Here is an 18,657-nt window from a genome sequence, read left to right as displayed (position 1 = left end):
AATATTTTAAAAAATTAAGCTGAAAATATTTTTTTATACCATGGTAGTTTTTTTGTTTTCACACCATAACCGTAACCATAACCATAGCTACTAGCTCTGCCATAACCATAACCATATCCATATCCTTTTGTAGCAGAAGAATCGTTTAACAACATACACATGTTTGGTAATTTTTTATCTTTAAACAAGACATTTGCCACAGCTAACATTCGCTTTTCTAAAAAATTAGCACGAACTACATAAACAAAACAATCAGCATATTTAGCAATCAACAACGTATCCGTTACCAAACTCACTGGGGCAGTATCTACTATTATGTAATCAAATTTAGATTTCAATTCTTTAAAAAATAATTCCACTCTATTACTCATTAATAGTTCTGCTGGATTAGGAGGAATTACACCCGCTGGCAAACAATAAAAAGCTTCATAACCCTCCTGTTTTACAATCAAATCATCAAGAACATAATCGCTGGAGTGTAAATAATTAGTTACCCCAACAATATGAGGTGTGTGTACATATTCATCAATTTTAGGATTTCTAATATCCATACCCACTAGCAATACCTTTTTGCCAGAAAGTGCAAATGTTGCCGCTAAATTTACTGATGCAAAAGTCTTTCCTTCATGGGGAAATGTAGAAGTAACAAAAAAAGTTTTCGCTAAACTCTCATCTACTTGGTTAATCATAAATTCCAGGTTAGTCCTAATAATTCGCAATGCTTCTGCTGTACTTGTTCTATTTTCTGACTTAATAATTTCTGTAGGTGTTTCTGATGTAGGAACATCTCCAATAAAAGGAATATTGGTTCTTCCTTCTAAATCAAGACGACTTTTAATTTTAGTATCCAATAAATCATCAACATAAATGAATCCAAACGGAACTAATAATCCCAATAAAAAGGCAGCTAAATAAACAATATTCTTCTTGGGCGCAACAGGAATAGTTGATGCTCTAGCCGCATCAATAACTCTTGCATTGGGCTCCGTTGCTGATAATGAAATAGCAGTTTCCTCACGTTTTTGAAGCAAATACAAATACAACTCCTCTTTAACTTTTTGCTGTCTCGCAATTACTCTAAACTGCCGTTCTTGAACTGGAATTTTACTAATTTTAGCATTGAACACCCCTTCATTACTATTCAAATCCCTTTTCTGTATGGATAATGTAGCTTGAATTCTATTTAAACTAGCCACTACATTCGCTTTTAGTGAAGTAATTTGTTGGTCCAATTTAACTACCGATGGATTAGCAGTTGTGGCTGACTTTAAAATTCTATTTCGATCTAAAACCAATTCGTTATACGAATTTATCATACCCGTAGCATCTGTTTGACCTGCAATAATACTTGTAGGTAATAAATCCGAATTAGTACTTTTTTTCATAAAATCCAGCATCGAGGTAACCACATTCATTTGAATTTCGGTTTCAATGACTTGTTTACTGTATTCGTTAGACCCTTTTATAAAAAGTTGTGCTTCGGACTCTATATCAGTCAATTTATTAGTTTGTTTAAAGCTCTCTACATCCTGTTCTACACCATCTAATTCTTGGGTAATCAATTTTAATCTATTAGAAATAAACTCCGATGTTTTTTCTGAAATAAAATTTTTATCCTCTACCGCATCACGATTGTATATTTGAATTAAATTGTCTAAAAAATCTTGCGCTTTATCAATAACGGGGTCTGTAATAGTCAATTCTACCACACTACTTGTTTTACTTATGGAAGTAACCCCCAAACGACCTAAATAACTATCCACAACAACATCTATAGGATAGATTTTAACACTTATTGGACTTCCATCAAAAGGATATTTCTTTTTATCATAATCCTTTTTGGCAATTTGTAAATCACCATATATAGTTTTGATGATTTCTCCATATTGAAACTCTTTTTTTACGCCTAAAACAAATTTAGAATTATCAACACTCAGATGCCTGTCTAATTTGAAGGTGTTTGCAGTAACAGGGATAAAATCAAAACTCACTTTGACTTTATCAAAATCAGCAATAGTATTTACGAAATAAACTGTAATAGGACCATCATTATAAATTTCAACATCCCTAACATTACCTTTTACAATTAAACTAATATTAAAATTTAATTTTTTAACAGTGCTTTCAACTAAAGTTCTTGATTTTAGAATTTCGACTTCATTGTCCACATTGCTTTTTAATCCTCCACCTAAACCCAAGTCAGCAAAAGAGGAGAGTTCTGAGAGCATACCCCCTTTTTTATCGTCCTTAACTAAAATTGTTGTGGTTGCTCTATATTGCGGCGCGGTATATCTCAAATACATAAAAGCAACTATCATAGAGACAAGCACACAAAGCACAAACCATTTCCAATGGATACTGTACTTGTCAATAATAGCTCTTAAATTAAAATCCTCTTCTTCTTGACTTTCGCCTGCTATAAAATGTTCTTTCATTAAAATACTATTTTTTATTTAACTATTAGTGTAATTAAAGTTATCAACAAAGATGTAACTGAAATAATGATTCCTGCATTCGTTCCTATGGCAGCACCATTTATTCTATTTTTGTTAGGCTCAACATATATTACATCGTTTTGTGTTAGATAATAATAAGGTGAATTTATAAAATCAGCTTTTGTAATATCTACTCTGTTATATGATTTAATGCCATTTACTTCTCTAATAATTAAAATATTTTTACGGACACCATAAATAGTTAAGTCTTTGGCCATAGCCAAAGCTTCAATTAAGGTTATACGTTCTGAATTTACGGGATAGGTTCCAGGAAAAACCACTTCACCTTGCACCGAAACCTTAAAGTTCATTATCCGCAAATTAATTACCGGATTCTTAATGTAAACGGTTATTCTATCCTGCAACATTTGCAACACTTCTGTTCGGGTCATACCCCCTATTTTTAATTTACCAATCACAGGAAAATCAATAAATCCTGCACTATCAACAAGGTAAAGTTGATTACTTTCTGCACCTCTAACTAAATCTTGTTTACCAGGAGAAACAACACTTACTGTTTTTAAGTTAAAAGGTATCGCAATTTCGGGATCTTCAGTAGAAACAATAATCATCAATAAATCATCGGGTTGAATTGTAACTTCATAGGAATTTGTTTTTTCTTTAGAAGCCGTTCCGTCGATGTTTTGGTAATAAACAATATCTTTTCGAGACGCACAAGAAAAAAAGGCAAGAGCCAAAAAAAGTAATATTCCTATTTTAAATAATATGTTTTTTTTCGAAATCATTGTTTTGGGTATTATAGAGGTTTTTAGCGTATTATTTTTCATTCAAATTGTATTTAATTACTACTTACACAAAATAAATTAATAGGGAACAAAATAAACTGTTAATCGATTCTTTACTTTAATCAAGTTTGTAGGATATCATAATACCCCCTCTAAAAGGCAACCATTCGCCACTTTTATTCCAATTTGTAGCATGATCACTTCGGATGCCAGTAGAAAGTTCATATCCGTGATAAAAACCTTGATGCCAACCGCCACCTACAAAATAATCAATAATAAATTTATCATTCCACTTTTTTTCATAGCCAATAGTAGCCCCAAAAAAATACCCAAATCCTTTTTGATATTTACCTAAATCTAAATAATTCCACTTTTGAAAATTAAATTTGGACATGCCTGCATTGCCTCCTGCATAAAAACCATTGTATTTTTCATTAAAATGGTACCGCACTTCATTAGTGAACGTATAAAATTGTCTTGGTTTACCATTAATTGATTTCCAAGGAAAGGCTAGTATATCAAACTGAAACGTTGTTTTTTTACCAATACTAGTTTCAACACCAAAGTTGGGCATTAATATCAAAGCAGTCAACGCGTTTCCTTTAATATAGGTTTGTCCAAAGGATGCTATTGATGAAAAGAAAACAACAACTAAAACTAATTTTTTCATTTTTGTAATTCTAGAATATTAAAAATTATAATTTTCGACAAATGTAAAGATATTTGACTTTATAAATACTCATATCTAATTATAAATTGATGAAGACAAAAAATTTGAACCTTAAATAAAAACTTCCTTTTTAAAATTAAATTAATACGCATTTTTCTCTCCTTTAAAAGTATTGAAAACTGTTTTCCAAATAATTTTAATGTCAAGTAGTAAACTCCAGTTTTCAATATACCAAATATCATACTCCACTCTATTTTTCATATCAATCAATTCTTTAGTTTCTCCTCTAAAACCATTTATTTGTGCCCAGCCTGTAATGCCTGGTTTAGCATAATGACGCACCAAATAATTATTTATTAGTTCCGAATATTGTTCCGTATGTTTAATCATGTGCGGTCGCGGACCAACAACAGACATTTCTCCCCACAAAACGTTAAAGAACTGGGGCAATTCGTCTAAATTAGTTTTACGCATGAAAGCCCCAATTTTAGTAATACGACTATCGCCAAGAGTTGCTTGCACTTTATCCGAGTCGGTATTAACACGCATCGTTCTAAACTTAATACACTTAAAAGATTTGTTGTCTCTACCGGAGCGCTTTTGCACAAAAAATACGGGTCCAGATGAACTTAATTTTATTAAAACAATTAAAATTGGAAACAAAAATGGAAACAAAAAGATAATTACCGCTAACGAAAAAACAAAATCAAAAACTTTTTTTGTGATTAAATTGAAAGTAATTTCAAGAGGCTCTTTGCGTAACATCAATACAGGCGTATTTTCATAAAAATTAACCTCAACCTTACGTGACTTGGTATACTGCTGAAAATCAGGAATGAACTTTATACGAATCATGTGTCGTTCACATAGCAAAGTCAATTCGTTAATAGTTTTAATTTTATCTATATGAAGAGCAATGTACATTTCGTCAACAGAATGATTCATAATATAGTTTTCGATGGCATTCAAATCTCCTAAAATGGGGGTCGAAATAAAAGCAAAAGGATCTACCTGATTGTCAAAAAAACCTAAAAATCGATAGCCGTAGGTTAAGTCTTTGGACAAAATTTTACGCATATTTTCCCCAGCATCATTAGCACCAACAATAATAACGTTTCTAAAATTATATCCCTTTGATCGGATACATTTTAACACTCCCATGACCAACCATCTGGATATTATCAGTAATAAAAAAAATAATCCATAAAAATAAGAAACCCTCAATCTAGAAATTTGCTCGTATTTCAAAACCAAAACAAATAAGGCAATAATTACAATATGAATAGTTACTAAACGCAGCGTCCTAAGGATAACGTTCTCAAAAGGTTCTATACGAACAATTCTATACGAATCTTTGTACAATAACAAAATGATCCAAAGCACATTAGAAAGCAAGTAAATAGTCTTCACTTCTTGAAGATTCAACCGCTCTAAATTGCCATATCGCAGAATGAAGGATGCTATAAAAGCAACATTTAGTATTATAATATCCCCTAAAAGAAAACCTATTTTAAAGTAGCGGGATAAACCAATAGAAGATAAAAACTTGAGTAAGGGCATCTATAATATTCTTTTTTTAATTCTTATTGATAATGAAATAGCCAAAACAAAAAATTATTGATTGCTTTGTATGTAACATGATTATTTTTTTAAATATTGCGATAAAGCGTACATTTTTTTTAGAAGAACAACTTTAACTGCTGAAAGGTTATGAAACTTATAAATTTTATAATCTTCATATAGCACCTCAAAAGCTCTTTTGTAATTGGTACTCATTCCACCCATCCGCATTTTTACAATATAATCGCTAATATAAACCATCTTTATTTTATGTCGAAATAAATACCGTAATAAAAATTCGGTATCGGATGCAATTTTAAAATTTAAATTATAATGACCATAGCGTTCTATAATCTCTTTTTTTAGATAGACCGTAGGATGTAAAGGCAACCATCCTTTATTTATATTTTTAATATCATAATTTCCACCTATACGATTGCGGACTATTTTCTCCTCGGAATCATTTGTAACGTATATTCCATCTCCATAAATACCATCGGTATCCAGAGAATTTTTGAAAGCATTTACAATTTTTGAAACAACGTTAGAATTATAAAATTCATCATCGGAATGCATTAAACCAATGATATCCCCAGTTGCTAATTTTAATCCTTTGTTAATGGCATCATACATTCCTTTATCGGGTTCAGAAATATAATGGGCTATTTTTCTAGAATAGGACTCTATAATTTCTTTTGTACCATCTTTAGAATTCCCATCTATAACAATGTACTCAATAGTAGAATAATCCTGACTCAAAACACTTTCTATCGCTTTTGCAATAGTTTCTTGGCGATTGTAACAAATGGTTATAATAGATACTTTCATAAAAACTATTCTTAAGAACAAATAAAAAGGCTACTTAACCTTTTTTTGATTGATTAATTCTTCACTTCTTAAAACAATGAAGTATTCATAAATTGCTTGTAATGAAGCGTAAGTAATTCCCGCTTTGCCGTCTAAAAAAGCACGTCTAACTAATACCATGTACAACCATTTAATCAAAGGTCGTCCTGGTAATTGATAAAAAAGCCCTTTTTGATGATACCTTTTCTCTGTAAAATCACTACTGAATAGCGCTTTTTTTATAGAAAAAGAGACTCCTTGGTCTACATCTTTTAATCTAGTTAATGCTTCCATATCAGCATAACTTAAATGACGTTGAATCCAATATTTAATACCTTTGCTAAAAGGGTAATGATCCAAGAAACCACCTACTTTATCCGTTTTACCATCGGGAATAGAAACTGGATTAACTAATCTTTCGTAACGCATTTTATCCGGCCGAAATAAACGCAAATAAAAAGGTGACATTTGTGCATGCCTTAACCATTGCCCATTCCATGCAAAATCTCTCCTTTGCAACTCAAATGCAACAACATCGCCTGTCGCAGGGAGCTCCAGCAATTGAATTGCATTACGAAGGGACTCTGAAACTCTTTCATCGGCATCAATATATAACACCCAAGGATGTTTGAACTGAATGTTTGCTAATCCCCAATTTTGATGAGCTGACCAATTATCAAAAATTCGCTGTGTGATTATTGCACCTGCTTTAATGGCAATTTCTAAAGTTTGATCTTCGCTAAAAGAATCATATACATGAATATCATCACACCATGAAACCGATGCTAAACAATCAGGCAAATCTTGCTCTTCGTTTTTGGTTAAAATGAGAACTGAAACCATACAATTTAGTTATTAATATTTCTATTTTTCGTTAATAATTCTACTTTTAATAAATTTTGCTGGGTTACCTCCAACTATTGACCAAGAATCGACATTTTTAAAAACAACTGCTCTAGCACCAACAATAGCACCCTCTCCAATGGTAATATTAGTCATTATGAAAGCTTCTGAAGCTATCCAAACAAAGTCATTGATTGTTATAACCCCTGTCAGCAGTGGTGTATTAATAGAAGCTGTGTCATGTGTAGCACTACACAAATAAGTTCTTTGAGAAACAGTAACTTTACTTCCTATAATTGTTTTTCCAAAATGCAATTTTACTTCAGGACCTAGTGTTGAATGCACACCCATAATCAAATTTTTAGGCGAAGGTATGTATGTAGAAGAATAAACGTTACAATTATCACCTAATTTAGCTCCAAAACATCTCAACAAAAAAATACGCCATGCATTAAAAAAAGGCAAAGAAAAAGGTTTGAATAAAAATAAAGAAGCTATCCTCCAAAGCAAACGGTACAATTTATCTGATTTAGGGATGGTATCTATATATTTTGGTATTTCACTTTCCATTTATAATTGATTTAAAACCTTTACCAAAACAGTAGCACGGTCTTGAACATTAAAGTTAGTTTGAAAAGTTTCATAAGCCGCTACTCCTTTTTGTATTATTTGAGTTTCGGAAAGATAACTAATAGCTAAAAGAACATTGTAAATCTCCGCTTCATTTAATTCATTCAATATCCATCCCCCATTACCAGCTTGAACTTCTTTCCAAATATTTACATTTTTTGATATGACAACAGGTTTTTTACACGCCATAGCTTCTACAATGGCAATACCAAAATTTTCCTGATGACTTGGTAACAAATAGGCTTCACAATTATAAAAAGCTCCCCATTTTTCAGCACCTTGTAACATTCCTAAAAAATGAATTTTTGAATTCTTTGAAGCCATTGCAATCATTTCTTGCGCATAATTGGATGCTATAGGACCAGCAATAACCAAATCAGGAATAGTAGATTTATTAACTGCTAATTTACAATAAGCATTAATCAGTAAATCGACACCTTTCTTTTCGTGAATTCTACTTAAAAAAAGCCAATATTTATTTCCTTGAATAGTGATACATTTTTGTTCAAAAGCTGTTTTAAATTCTTGGGAATTTTGTGGTGGAGTTTGAATTCCGTAGCCTATATTTATGGTTTTTTTTGGATGATATCCTTTGAAAGTAGTAGCTGCCAAACGAAGTTCTTCTTGGCAAGTAAATAAAATAGCATCGGCTAGATTAATACATTTTTTTTCTATTAATTGCCAAACTATTTCATTTCTTAACGCTTTCCATTTTCTATCAGAATCTTTTTGAAAATAAGGATCTAGCATACCGTGTGGAATAATAACAACTTTAGGCACTATTCTACTTTTTTTCTTGAGAAATTTTATTGTTCTATAAACGGCTAAATTATGATATTGCCATAATCCATGTACTATTAATACATCAAAATTGAGAGCATTTTCTTTTAGCCAATCAAATAAGGGAGGATGGTATTGATAAGAGGATCTTCCTTGCCCTATTTTATGGATAACAAAATCATCGTTTACATCATAATTATCCATACAATTATCCATACATACAACTTCAACCTCTATTCCTAATTTTCTTATATGGGGATTGATATTACGGATGCCTTGGCTAGGCCCTCCGTTTTTGGGATTCATACTAGATATAATACGCAGAATTTTCATTTGTAAGAAATTATTAATATTTTAAAACCCTTAAATAATACTTTTCAATTTCATCTAAAAAAAGTTTAGCATCAAATCTTTGATTAGATTTTAGTGCTATGTTTATACAATTTACTCGTTCAGAATCCGAAAGATTTAAAATTTTTGTAATTTGATAAGAAGCTTTAATAGCCCATTTGTTAACTATAGTCTCGTCAAAAGGTCGCCTATCTATTAGAAAAAAATTAGCCATACCAACGACCTCATTCATTGGAGCTCTATTTGTAGTGATTACAGGACAACCACAAGCCATAGCCTCCACTATTGGCCAACCAAACCCCTCGTCTAAAGAAGGAAATAATAAACAACAAGCTCCAGAATAAGCAAAATTAATAAACTCATCCTCTAAACCTGATATTAAATGAATATCCTTTTTGAAAAATGAATTTTGATAAAGATTTTCCAATATGCCATTAGGCTTCGGGCCAATCATCAAAAGAGGCAAAGTAAATTCTGATTTAGATCGCCATGCATTATAGATTTCTATAACACCTTTTCTGTTTTTATAATACTGATTCCCACCAATATGAAGAATATAACCTTTGGACAAATCGATATTAAGGTAATTGCCTAAAAAAGAACGAGATATATTTGTGTCCAATACTCCAAAAGACCTATTCAAACCATTATAACAAACAACAGATGACTTAATTTCATCACTATGTAGTTCATGTAAATCCTGTTGTGTTTTTTTTGAAATTGATATAAAATGTTTTCCTTTAGAAAAGCCTCTTCTAATAAAATTTTGGTAAATTTTTCCAGTTATTCCTGTTGGATTTTCAGGAATATTACCTAAAGCAGAATTCAAGGCTAAAAAATCATGACAATGAATCACATGTGGTCTATTTTTTACCAATGATACCCAGGGACCCAAGGCTTGATCAGTAAAAACAAAAAGAGTATCTTTTGAACTGTTACGAAGTTCCTGCTTTACTCTTAACGGAAAAACAATATATTGATCTATATAACCTAGCCATTTTTTCATGAATTGCAATGGTAGTCTATAAAAAAAAGCTTTAGGTTTCCAAACCATTACCTCATAGCCTCTTTCTAGCATTCCTGCTGCTAACATTTTTGCATAACGAGGCATACTTTGGGAACCAAGAAATTTAGGATGAACAAAAAGAGTAATTTTCATTATTAATTTTATATTTTTGAAATATTAGTATTAAATACATTTTTATTCGCTAAAAATTTTGAAAAATTACTGTTGTGCTTCTTACTAATTTGACCAACTCTTGTCTTATTTTTACTAAAGATTTGTTAACTAAAAACTAGCTATAAGGCTCACCTATGGAATTTTAATAATTAAAAATTTATAGCTTGTAAAGAAATTTTTTTATAGTTCTTTTTCAAACCGAATATTCTTCCAATGATAAAAACCAACAGCCAAAACGTGAAGCATTGTTGAAAAAAACCTCTCAATAGATATTCTAACGGAACAATGCAACCGATAGAATTACGAAAAATACCAAAAAAACCAAAAATATTAATTAACCCTAAAGTTGAAAAAACAATATCGGTTTTGGTAAAATATATAAAACTGTCCATCAGTTTGAAAGAAAAAAATAATAGAACAAAAACAATAGGAAAGCACCAATACCCAAAAGTAGCTAAACCGTCTCCTATCAAACTAGTAACCCTATGTCCTCCGAGTGCGTTGGGATTTCCCGTACCAATAAAATAAAGCATATCACCTGGAGAAAAATCTAAATTGGTTTTATCAACATCTATTCCAAGAGCGGTTAATATTGGAAGTGGATATATCGCAAATGTTTTGGTCAAAAATGTTTCTTGCATCTTACTGTTTGCAAATCCTATTTTATTGGCATAATAAATAGTTTCATCAACAACTCTAAGATTACCATATCTATTTAGCATAAAATTATTCAAATAATTTTCATCCCATGTAGTTTCATAAGTCACAACACTACTTTGATTTTCTAGAGATTTAGCTCTAAGCGATTCCATAACGTCATCTTGTTGTAGAGTTTCAAAAGTCTTTGTCAATAACTCCATTCTATCGATGTTGTCTTTTCGCAAAATTCTATTTTCAAGCATTGCTAACGAAATATCAGATAAAAACCCCAAACCAAAAAAAACAAAAAACAGGGCGAAAACTATTTTTGAAGGAGAAAAAAGACTAAAAACTGAAATATTATCTTTTAACAAATATATGGAAAACAACAATAAAATTGTTAAAAGCGGATAAATCATTTGCTGTCGACTATTTGTAGCAAAGCTCAAAACAACCAAAAAAATTACATACACAAATATGGATTTATTTCCTTTATTACTATTGGAAACACCAGACAAAGTTGGAAAAAGTAAAATCAAAGGTGCATATTGTAAATATACAAAGCCATCTAAAAACTTGCTGCCTACATCTCCAATTTGAACTTCATTCACAACAGCAAGAGTCTGTATTCGTGAAAACAAACCTATAATACCTAAAACCCATAAAACAGTTGGATTTGTATTAAAAAAATTAAGTCTGTATAAAGTTTTTTGCAAATAATTATTGCGTCTAGCTTTTTTATAAATAACTGCAAAAAATGCTAAGGAGGCAACAATAAAGATTAGTGTTTGATAAAAAAAAGTTTCAAGCGGATTTTGAAAACCATAACTGATTGGTTTAGCTTCAATTAATGTTGCTGGCAATGGAATATAACAAGCTAAAAACATACTCAAATAGGCCAAAAAAGAAAATGTATGAAATAAAATTATTCGTTTTTTTAAAAATAAAACATTGAAAATTATCCAAGAAATAACTGCCATTGCGCAGCCTGCTACATTAGCCCACGATGGAAAAAAAATAATTTCTCCAATAACTGAAAATACAATAACAATGTTACCATACTTGATAAAAAGCTTTAAGATTTCTTCTTTATTTTGTTTTTTCAAACTATAAATCATTATGAACTTTAGTTTTAATTATTATTTAAAAAGTACTATCAACTTAATAATACTCTCTTACTTTGCACAAATTTTTATTACAACTAATTTTTTTTCTATTTTATAAGTACTTATGCGACATTACTAATTAACATCATTTATTAGTGAGAACATATTGAGTATTTATTAGTCATTAATTTAAAACCTGTTTTAACTAAAATAATTGATAATGTTATTATTTATTATAATGGCTTAATCAATTTATTTCGTTAAACCTGTGAATAATACCCTAATATTCAATTAACAACTTTTGGATATCAAAATTTATTGTTAGTGATAAAAATTAAATTAAAAAAAAATACAAGTTCATTTAAATAATTTATAAAATTAACTTTCATTTAAATTTTAAAAAATTTCTCATTTTATAATAGCATTTCAACTACCAATATTTTAGCTTTCTACTTGTCAGGATTAATAATGTAAAGACAATTAATCACTCAAAGCACAAATAAATGAAAAAACAGCAAATGAGCACTATTTATTTTAACACTTAAATTATTTAGAAATTAATACTAAAATTTCATTTACAAATTCTTTTGTTAAAGTCCTACAGTCTTCCAAAGCATTTGGATAAATATGCGCTCTTGAAATATCGTCCTCCAAAACACCCGAATAAAAAACTGGTGGGTATTTGTGATATTTATGCTTTTCAGATTTGGTTTCAAACAATATACACTTTCTCTGCAATAAAGCACTCCAATAGGCAACATGGTAACTATTTGTAAGTACTACTTCTGAATTTCCTATAAATTCAATCATATCGTCAAGCGAGTCACTATTTGATATTCGTTCAAGTTTATGAATTTCATTTGGAAGATGAATTGGAATGTCTTTGTGAGTTACGACTCCAATTCTCCTAATAATTGGGTACTTCTTATCTAATTCTGGTAAAAAGCAAGTAGCACAAGGAACACAACGATAGCCTTTATAATTAAAATCACGAACAGCAAACAATTTAAAATCATTTACGTTAACAACATTCCAGATTTTTTTTTTTGAATAAGAATTAAATCCAGCAGACCAAACAACAGATTTGTTAGATATAGAAACTGCTTTATTAATATTATAGTTCCATTCAGCTAAATTATTAAGAAGTCCACCACCTCCTATTATAACAGAATCATTTTTTTTAATCAATGAAAAATTAACACAATTTATATCATGAATTATACATCTGTAATTTTCAAATTTATAAAGAAAATATCTATAGTAACCACACGCTAGATCACCTGTATTATCTGTAATATATCTATGTAAAAAATGTATTGTAGGTGTATCAGTATTATAATTTTCATTTAAATATTTCACAGGGTACTTATTTCTAAATCTCCAAATTTGAAAACGAGTAAATACTTCGTAATTATCTACTAATTTCCTGTAGATTTTTTTTATCTCCATAATAATAAAATTTAATATATAAAATTTATTTGTAGTTATTTTTTTAATGTAATTATCTAGAAAATTGTGTGCTTTTACGGAAAATAAATTTTGACTGGTACCAAAGTATATAACACATTTCTTTTAAGGTAATATTAAGAAATTTATTATTTTCTTTTGAAGAATAAATAAAAAGTGCTAGTTCAGTTATTATTAATGTAAATGGAATAAATAAAATATTAGGATTGATCTTAAGGAATATAAAGCATAAAAGAACACCCGAAATTTGGGATATAAGAAATGCAGTAGTGAATCGAAGATGTGTGTTCGTAGAAAGTGGTATTACTCCAGATAAACTCGTCAAACAAGAAATTAAAAGCACGAATAACATTCCTACAAAGAAACCATAATTAAAAACTATAGTGTGTTTTGTCCATTCGGTATATATAAATTTTCCCGTAAGAAGCAAAAAAATAATACATCCTACAGTAACGACAAATGTAATTACCAAAGATCTATTATAAATATTTAATATAGTTTTGTAATCATTTCTTCCGTATGCTGAACAAATTTCAGGATTAATTGAAATAGATAGCATATTAACCATTTGACGCAAAAAATTTACAAGTGTCCTAGTTGTAGTGAATGCGACCAGAACAGTTCCACCAAGCAATACATTAACAACAAAAACCATTCCTTGACTTGAAACTGCTTGCCCCAAGGGAAATAACATAAATGCAAGCGATGGTTTAACAATTGATTTAAAAACACCACTATCGAAATTAGATAATGAAAGTCCTGAATCAAATGCTTTTCTAGAACTAAAATGTTTATATAAAACACCTAATAAATCTGGTATAATGTACAATATAAGCATATTAATTATATTCATTCCAAAATAAATTCCGAAAAACATTACCATTAAACTCCCTAAACGAGACATATTATCTATAACAATGACAACATGAGTCCTTGAAGTAGCCCTAAAAATACCGTGATACACTCGCCCATACATAATTACAAAAACATCGGTTAATAGCAAGATAAATCCTATGGAGGTCTCTTGCTCTGAAAACTGCTTTACTCCAAGTATCTCTTTAAATCCCCAAAATGTAGAAACAAAAACCGAAATCATAAAAAAAACTGTGAATACAAACAAAATAAATAGAAAGCCATTGGTTTGTAATTTTGAACAAGTTTCATAATCCTTTTTATGGTATTTAATAACAAATTCATTGTTACTAGCTAAATTCAAACCCATATCCGACATCATAAAAATTGTAGAAAGAGCAGTAATCAATATCCAATCGGCATATTTATCAATTCCCCAAAATGAAATAAATAATGGCACCATAGCAATTTGACTTAAGAAATTCACACCCATACCAAAAGTACTGGCAGCAAGATTTTTGGCAATTGATTTATAAACCGACATATTGATACTTAATTTATTAATTTTAAGATTATTAACCAAAAACACTATTAGTTTTAATAAAAACCAAGTGTAAGATATTGTTTATTAATTTATTTAAAGATTGGAACCGTTTTATTAGAATCACTTAACAAGTTTCCAAAAGAATCATATTGTACCAATACATCTATATTAATCCAAAATAAAAGGCATAAATAATACCCAGGTGTCAAAATATATCCTTCAGCCAAAGAGTGAATGCATAAAAAAACAAAAACACTATAGAAAAGCAATATCTCCTTATTTTGTTTTATATAAATATAACTTTTAATAGCTTTTATTAAAATAAGTAAAAAACAAAAAAAACCCAACAAACCTGTTTGTGATACTATTGAAAGCCATCCACTACCACTTTCCATTCGGCCTCGATACATCTTGCCTTTTCTTAAGTGAGATGAAAATCCTATACCAAAAAAGGGAGAAGACTCGAATTCATGAATTCTTGCATTCCACAATTTATGCCTAGAATTAACCCCAAAATGTTTGTCTTCTTGAAATTTATTTTGCAAACCTGTTAAATTATTTTTGTAAAGTGGATAACAAATAACAAAAATAGATAAAAGTAAAATTAAATATTTTAAAATATTTTTTTTTGTTTCATAAAACAGTAACAATAACAAAACAACAATTAATGAAGCAACTAAAGCAATGCGTGAAGCCGATACAAGCGTCACAAATACAGAAAAAAAGACTAAAATTAAATAGGTAATTTTAAAATTTCTATTGGTACTTTTTAAAAAAAAATAGAATGAAACTATGATCGATATACCAGATAAAGCGCTTAACCACATAGAATGAATCGTAATCCCTGAAAAATAATTTGCAGCTTGATCTTTAAACAAATAAGGAGCAGCATTCACATCCAAAAAAAAACAAAATAAATTTAATACTGTTATGAAAATAATTAAATGAAAAAAAACATATAAAAAACGAATCTTAAAATTGAAATTTTGCTCAGATGAAAACAATGGACTACAAACCAAAATAAGACAAATAAAATAAATATACCTAATGTTAAAAGTATTGTTATATAAACAACTCAAAAGTATAGCCGATAAAAACAACCCATAATGAAGAAAATTTTTAATATGCATAATACCATTTGAAAAAAGATAACCTAACATATAAACTACAGCTATTGCGAAAAAAACAGTTTTAAAAGGCACAAACGCTATCACACTTAAAATAATACCTATTGAAACTGACAAATAATTAAAATTATTTAATATAAACTTATAACCTTTCATTTTTTATTTTAAATATATCTAGTTGAGTCTAATTATTGCTAAAAAAATACTGATTATTTCAAATTTTAAAATCTAAACTAATAGTTGAAAATATTTCATTCAAAGGTTGGTGAAGTAATCTACAACTAAACGGTAGTAAATACATGCACAATGTAATATCCATAACTAAACTTCCAATCGCAACTCCTGATAGACCAAATTTCAAAGCAAAAATATAAGAAATTAAAATTGAAACTATTGCCATTACTGTTGCTGGAATAGTAAAGCTGTAAGGTTTATTAGCAGCTAAAATCACTTCAGAAGATATAGCCCACAAAGAATTAAATACTATTCCAAAAATAAAAACATACCACATGACATTGGGTGGCGCTAATTCCTTTCTAGTCCAAACTTGATAAAACCATGATCCAAATGAAATTAATAACAAAACTCCTAAAACTGACATTAATAAAACAATAAAGACATTAAATCTGAACAGTTTTCTTGCCTGATTAAATTGTCTTTTTCCAAGAGCATATTGCAATTCGGGCATTACAGAACTAACAACTAAAGTATTGACTTGAAATATAGTTCGCGATAATTTTCTAACCGTATTAAAAATTGTCACTGCAATTGGACCCAGTACAACTCTTACCACAAAAGTAGTTCCTTGAAAAAAAATAGCCTCCCAAACTTTTGCAAGTAAGTAACCAATTCCGACTTTGAACAAGTTCTTAATTTCTGAAACAACAACTTGTCCATTAAAAGATTTCAAAGGGAGTATTCTTTTTGCAATTATTGCATAAATAAAAACATAAAACAAGGTAACAATGAGGTTAACCAAAGAAAACAAAACAATTCCTCCTTTGAAAAGTAGTATAATAACACTAGAAATAATTAATAACGTAGAATATATCGCTTGTAAATTTACACTTATGTTAAACTTTCTAGAGGCTACAAAAATCGCATCGAAAAGTTGTTTATAAAATAATATAATTTTTGAAAATATTAGAATAGAAACTGCAATTATAGCTTCATTTTTAGGTATTAATAATTTATCAAATATATCAAAATAATTAAGTGTAAAAACAAAAACAAAAGCAACAAGCATGCTTAAAAATACAATTAAATGCAAGGTAAACATCCCACTTTTGTATGTATTTGCAGCGGCTTGCTTATTACCTGAAACATAGTTTAATATAAAAGTATTTGCTACTGCTAAACCAAAACCTACATCTAACAAACCTACTATTGAAGGGATAATTGTAAGGGTTAACCATTCTCCATAATAATCTGCACCCCAAGCACTAATAAAAATAGGCACCAATAAAAATTGTTCGGATATAGTAACTAATCTTAAAAAAAGGGAAGATATTCCGTTTTTTAATAAACGTTTTTTAACTGACATTAAATTAATTACTGTTTTGTTTAGATTATTTTTTTAATTAATTTGAAAATCTGTTTACTAAAGGTAAGTTCTTTTAAAATTAACAAATCTTAAAAAATAAATTTTTTAAATATTTAAGTTTTATTATCCAAACAATTAAAAAAAGACCAATCTATCGTTGTCTTTTCAAAATTTCCAAATCACTAGCCACCATTTCTTTTACCAATCCAGCTAGGTCATATTGTGGTTCCCAGCCTAGTTGCGTTTTGGATTTTGTTGGATCACCAAGTAATAAATCAACCTCTGTTGGTCTATAATATTGAGGATCTACTCGTACCACTACAGTTCCTATTGCTAATTGGTAGTCCGGATTATTACAGGCTACAACTTTGGCTATTTCCTTTTCATTTTCGCCTTCAAAGGCCAATTCTATTCCTATTTCAGCAAAAGAAAAACGCACAAAATCACGAATGTAAGTCGTTACGCCTGTTGCAATTACATAGTCTTCGGCCACATCTTGTTGTAAGATTCTCCACATAGCTTCGACATAATCTTTGGCATGTCCCCAGTCTCTTTGTGAATTCAAATTCCCTAAATACAAACAATCTTGTTTCCCCAAAGCAATGGCTGCAGTTGCCATTGTAATTTTTCGAGTAACAAAAGTCTCTCCTCTTCTAGGCGATTCATGGTTGAATAAGATGCCATTACACGCATACATATCGTAAGCTTCACGGTAATTTTTGGTAATCCAAAAGCCATATATCTTGGCTACACCATAAGGAGAACGAGGATAGAATGCCGAGTTTTCATCATAGAAACCTGCAGCATTTTTATTTTCTGCTAAACCACCATACAATTCAGAAGTTGATGCTTGATAGATTCTCGTCTTTTTTTCAAGACCAAGTATTCTAACGGCTTCTAATATTCGTAAAGTACCTATTCCATCTACATTAGCCACATATTCAGGAGAATCAAAAGAGACTTTCACGTGAGACATAGCGCCTAGGTTGTATATTTCATCAGGTTGCACTTCCTGAATGATTCTTATAATATTAGTAGAATCAGTCAAGTCACCATAATGCAATTTGAAATCAACATGATTCTCGTGTTTATCTTGGTAGATATGATCTATACGTTGGGTGTTAAAAGATGACGCCCGTCTTTTTACCCCATGAACTTGATACCCTTTTTCTAATAATAATTCTGCTAAATAAGACCCGTCTTGTCCTGTAACTCCTGTTACAAGGGCTACTTTTTGTGTTGCTGCCATAGTACTTTTTTCTTATTGAGTTTATTAAC

The 18,657-nt window shown here is 29.9% G+C and carries 15 protein-coding genes; all 15 read right to left on the bottom strand.

The genetic code is table 11. The annotated features are described in order from the left end of the window. Positions 1 to 14: 14 nt before the first annotated feature. Positions 15 to 2,435 carry a GumC family protein gene (locus FNW21_RS07910; protein WP_144256190.1) on the bottom strand — a complete coding sequence of 807 codons (2,421 nt, stop codon included), beginning with the start codon at positions 2,433 to 2,435 and terminating at the stop codon, positions 15 to 17. Positions 2,436 to 2,449: 14 nt separating this feature from the next. Next, positions 2,450 to 3,283 (bottom strand): polysaccharide biosynthesis/export family protein, encoded by an 834-nt coding sequence (locus tag FNW21_RS07905; RefSeq protein ID WP_235889606.1) that lies wholly within the window; start codon positions 3,281 to 3,283, stop codon positions 2,450 to 2,452. 76 nt (positions 3,284 to 3,359) lie between these two features. After that, positions 3,360 to 3,911, bottom strand: a complete 552-nt coding sequence (locus tag FNW21_RS07900) for a DUF3575 domain-containing protein (RefSeq protein WP_144256189.1) — start codon at positions 3,909 to 3,911, stop codon at positions 3,360 to 3,362. A gap of 141 nt (positions 3,912 to 4,052) precedes the next feature. Continuing rightward, positions 4,053 to 5,471, bottom strand: coding sequence for an undecaprenyl-phosphate glucose phosphotransferase (locus FNW21_RS07895; protein ID WP_144256188.1), 1,419 nt, complete (start codon positions 5,469 to 5,471; stop codon positions 4,053 to 4,055). 81 nt (positions 5,472 to 5,552) lie between these two features. Beyond that, positions 5,553 to 6,299, bottom strand: coding sequence for a glycosyltransferase family 2 protein (locus tag FNW21_RS07890; RefSeq protein ID WP_144256187.1), 747 nt, complete (start codon positions 6,297 to 6,299; stop codon positions 5,553 to 5,555). A 30-nt stretch (positions 6,300 to 6,329) separates the two neighbouring features. After that, a complete protein-coding gene (locus FNW21_RS07885; protein WP_144256186.1) occupies positions 6,330 to 7,160 on the bottom strand; it encodes a glycosyltransferase family 2 protein in 831 nt (276 codons plus the stop codon). Between the two features lie 21 nt (positions 7,161 to 7,181). Next, positions 7,182 to 7,730 (bottom strand): LbetaH domain-containing protein, encoded by a 549-nt coding sequence (locus FNW21_RS07880; protein WP_144256185.1) that lies wholly within the window; start codon positions 7,728 to 7,730, stop codon positions 7,182 to 7,184. Beyond that, positions 7,731 to 8,903 carry a glycosyltransferase gene (locus FNW21_RS07875; RefSeq protein ID WP_235889605.1) on the bottom strand — a complete coding sequence of 391 codons (1,173 nt, stop codon included), beginning with the start codon at positions 8,901 to 8,903 and terminating at the stop codon, positions 7,731 to 7,733. 13 nt (positions 8,904 to 8,916) lie between these two features. Beyond that, on the bottom strand, positions 8,917 to 10,080 hold the full coding sequence (locus tag FNW21_RS07870) for a glycosyltransferase (protein WP_144256184.1): 1,164 nt from the start codon (positions 10,078 to 10,080) through the stop codon (positions 8,917 to 8,919). A gap of 170 nt (positions 10,081 to 10,250) precedes the next feature. Then, positions 10,251 to 11,858 (bottom strand): hypothetical protein, encoded by a 1,608-nt coding sequence (locus FNW21_RS07865; RefSeq protein WP_221932057.1) that lies wholly within the window; start codon positions 11,856 to 11,858, stop codon positions 10,251 to 10,253. A 534-nt stretch (positions 11,859 to 12,392) separates the two neighbouring features. Further along, on the bottom strand, positions 12,393 to 13,295 hold the full coding sequence (locus FNW21_RS07860; protein WP_144256182.1) for a polysaccharide pyruvyl transferase family protein: 903 nt from the start codon (positions 13,293 to 13,295) through the stop codon (positions 12,393 to 12,395). 52 nt (positions 13,296 to 13,347) lie between these two features. Then, positions 13,348 to 14,709, bottom strand: coding sequence for a lipopolysaccharide biosynthesis protein (locus FNW21_RS07855; protein WP_144256181.1), 1,362 nt, complete (start codon positions 14,707 to 14,709; stop codon positions 13,348 to 13,350). 89 nt (positions 14,710 to 14,798) lie between these two features. Then, positions 14,799 to 15,992 (bottom strand): O-antigen ligase family protein, encoded by a 1,194-nt coding sequence (locus tag FNW21_RS07850; RefSeq protein ID WP_144256180.1) that lies wholly within the window; start codon positions 15,990 to 15,992, stop codon positions 14,799 to 14,801. Positions 15,993 to 16,050: 58 nt separating this feature from the next. Next, complete coding sequence (locus tag FNW21_RS07845) at positions 16,051 to 17,379, bottom strand: lipopolysaccharide biosynthesis protein (RefSeq protein ID WP_144256179.1); 1,329 nt, start codon at positions 17,377 to 17,379, stop codon at positions 16,051 to 16,053. A gap of 151 nt (positions 17,380 to 17,530) precedes the next feature. Then, complete coding sequence (gene gmd, locus FNW21_RS07840) at positions 17,531 to 18,628, bottom strand: GDP-mannose 4,6-dehydratase (RefSeq protein WP_144256178.1); 1,098 nt, start codon at positions 18,626 to 18,628, stop codon at positions 17,531 to 17,533. Positions 18,629 to 18,657: the final 29 nt, after the last annotated feature.

It is taken from the genome of Flavobacterium restrictum, assembly GCF_007097245.1.
Lineage (GTDB): Bacteria > Bacteroidota > Bacteroidia > Flavobacteriales > Flavobacteriaceae > Flavobacterium > Flavobacterium restrictum.
The sequence above is the reverse complement of the archived record's forward strand: the minus strand, read 5'-3'. Positions and strand labels throughout refer to the sequence as shown.

Coding starts and splice junctions, on each gene's coding strand:
- FNW21_RS07910 (WP_144256190.1), bottom strand. CDS start 2,435: ATGAAAGAACATTTTATAGCAGGCGAAAGTCAAGAAGAAGAGGATTTT.
- FNW21_RS07905 (WP_235889606.1), bottom strand. CDS start 3,283: ATGAAAAATAATACGCTAAAAACCTCTATAATACCCAAAACAATGATT.
- FNW21_RS07900 (WP_144256189.1), bottom strand. CDS start 3,911: ATGAAAAAATTAGTTTTAGTTGTTGTTTTCTTTTCATCAATAGCATCC.
- FNW21_RS07895 (WP_144256188.1), bottom strand. CDS start 5,471: ATGCCCTTACTCAAGTTTTTATCTTCTATTGGTTTATCCCGCTACTTT.
- FNW21_RS07890 (WP_144256187.1), bottom strand. CDS start 6,299: ATGAAAGTATCTATTATAACCATTTGTTACAATCGCCAAGAAACTATT.
- FNW21_RS07885 (WP_144256186.1), bottom strand. CDS start 7,160: ATGGTTTCAGTTCTCATTTTAACCAAAAACGAAGAGCAAGATTTGCCT.
- FNW21_RS07880 (WP_144256185.1), bottom strand. CDS start 7,730: ATGGAAAGTGAAATACCAAAATATATAGATACCATCCCTAAATCAGAT.
- FNW21_RS07875 (WP_235889605.1), bottom strand. CDS start 8,903: ATGAAAATTCTGCGTATTATATCTAGTATGAATCCCAAAAACGGAGGG.
- FNW21_RS07870 (WP_144256184.1), bottom strand. CDS start 10,080: ATGAAAATTACTCTTTTTGTTCATCCTAAATTTCTTGGTTCCCAAAGT.
- FNW21_RS07865 (WP_221932057.1), bottom strand. CDS start 11,858: ATGATTTATAGTTTGAAAAAACAAAATAAAGAAGAAATCTTAAAGCTT.
- FNW21_RS07860 (WP_144256182.1), bottom strand. CDS start 13,295: ATGGAGATAAAAAAAATCTACAGGAAATTAGTAGATAATTACGAAGTA.
- FNW21_RS07855 (WP_144256181.1), bottom strand. CDS start 14,709: ATGTCGGTTTATAAATCAATTGCCAAAAATCTTGCTGCCAGTACTTTT.
- FNW21_RS07850 (WP_144256180.1), bottom strand. CDS start 15,992: ATGAAAGGTTATAAGTTTATATTAAATAATTTTAATTATTTGTCAGTT.
- FNW21_RS07845 (WP_144256179.1), bottom strand. CDS start 17,379: ATGTCAGTTAAAAAACGTTTATTAAAAAACGGAATATCTTCCCTTTTT.
- gmd (WP_144256178.1), bottom strand. CDS start 18,628: ATGGCAGCAACACAAAAAGTAGCCCTTGTAACAGGAGTTACAGGACAA.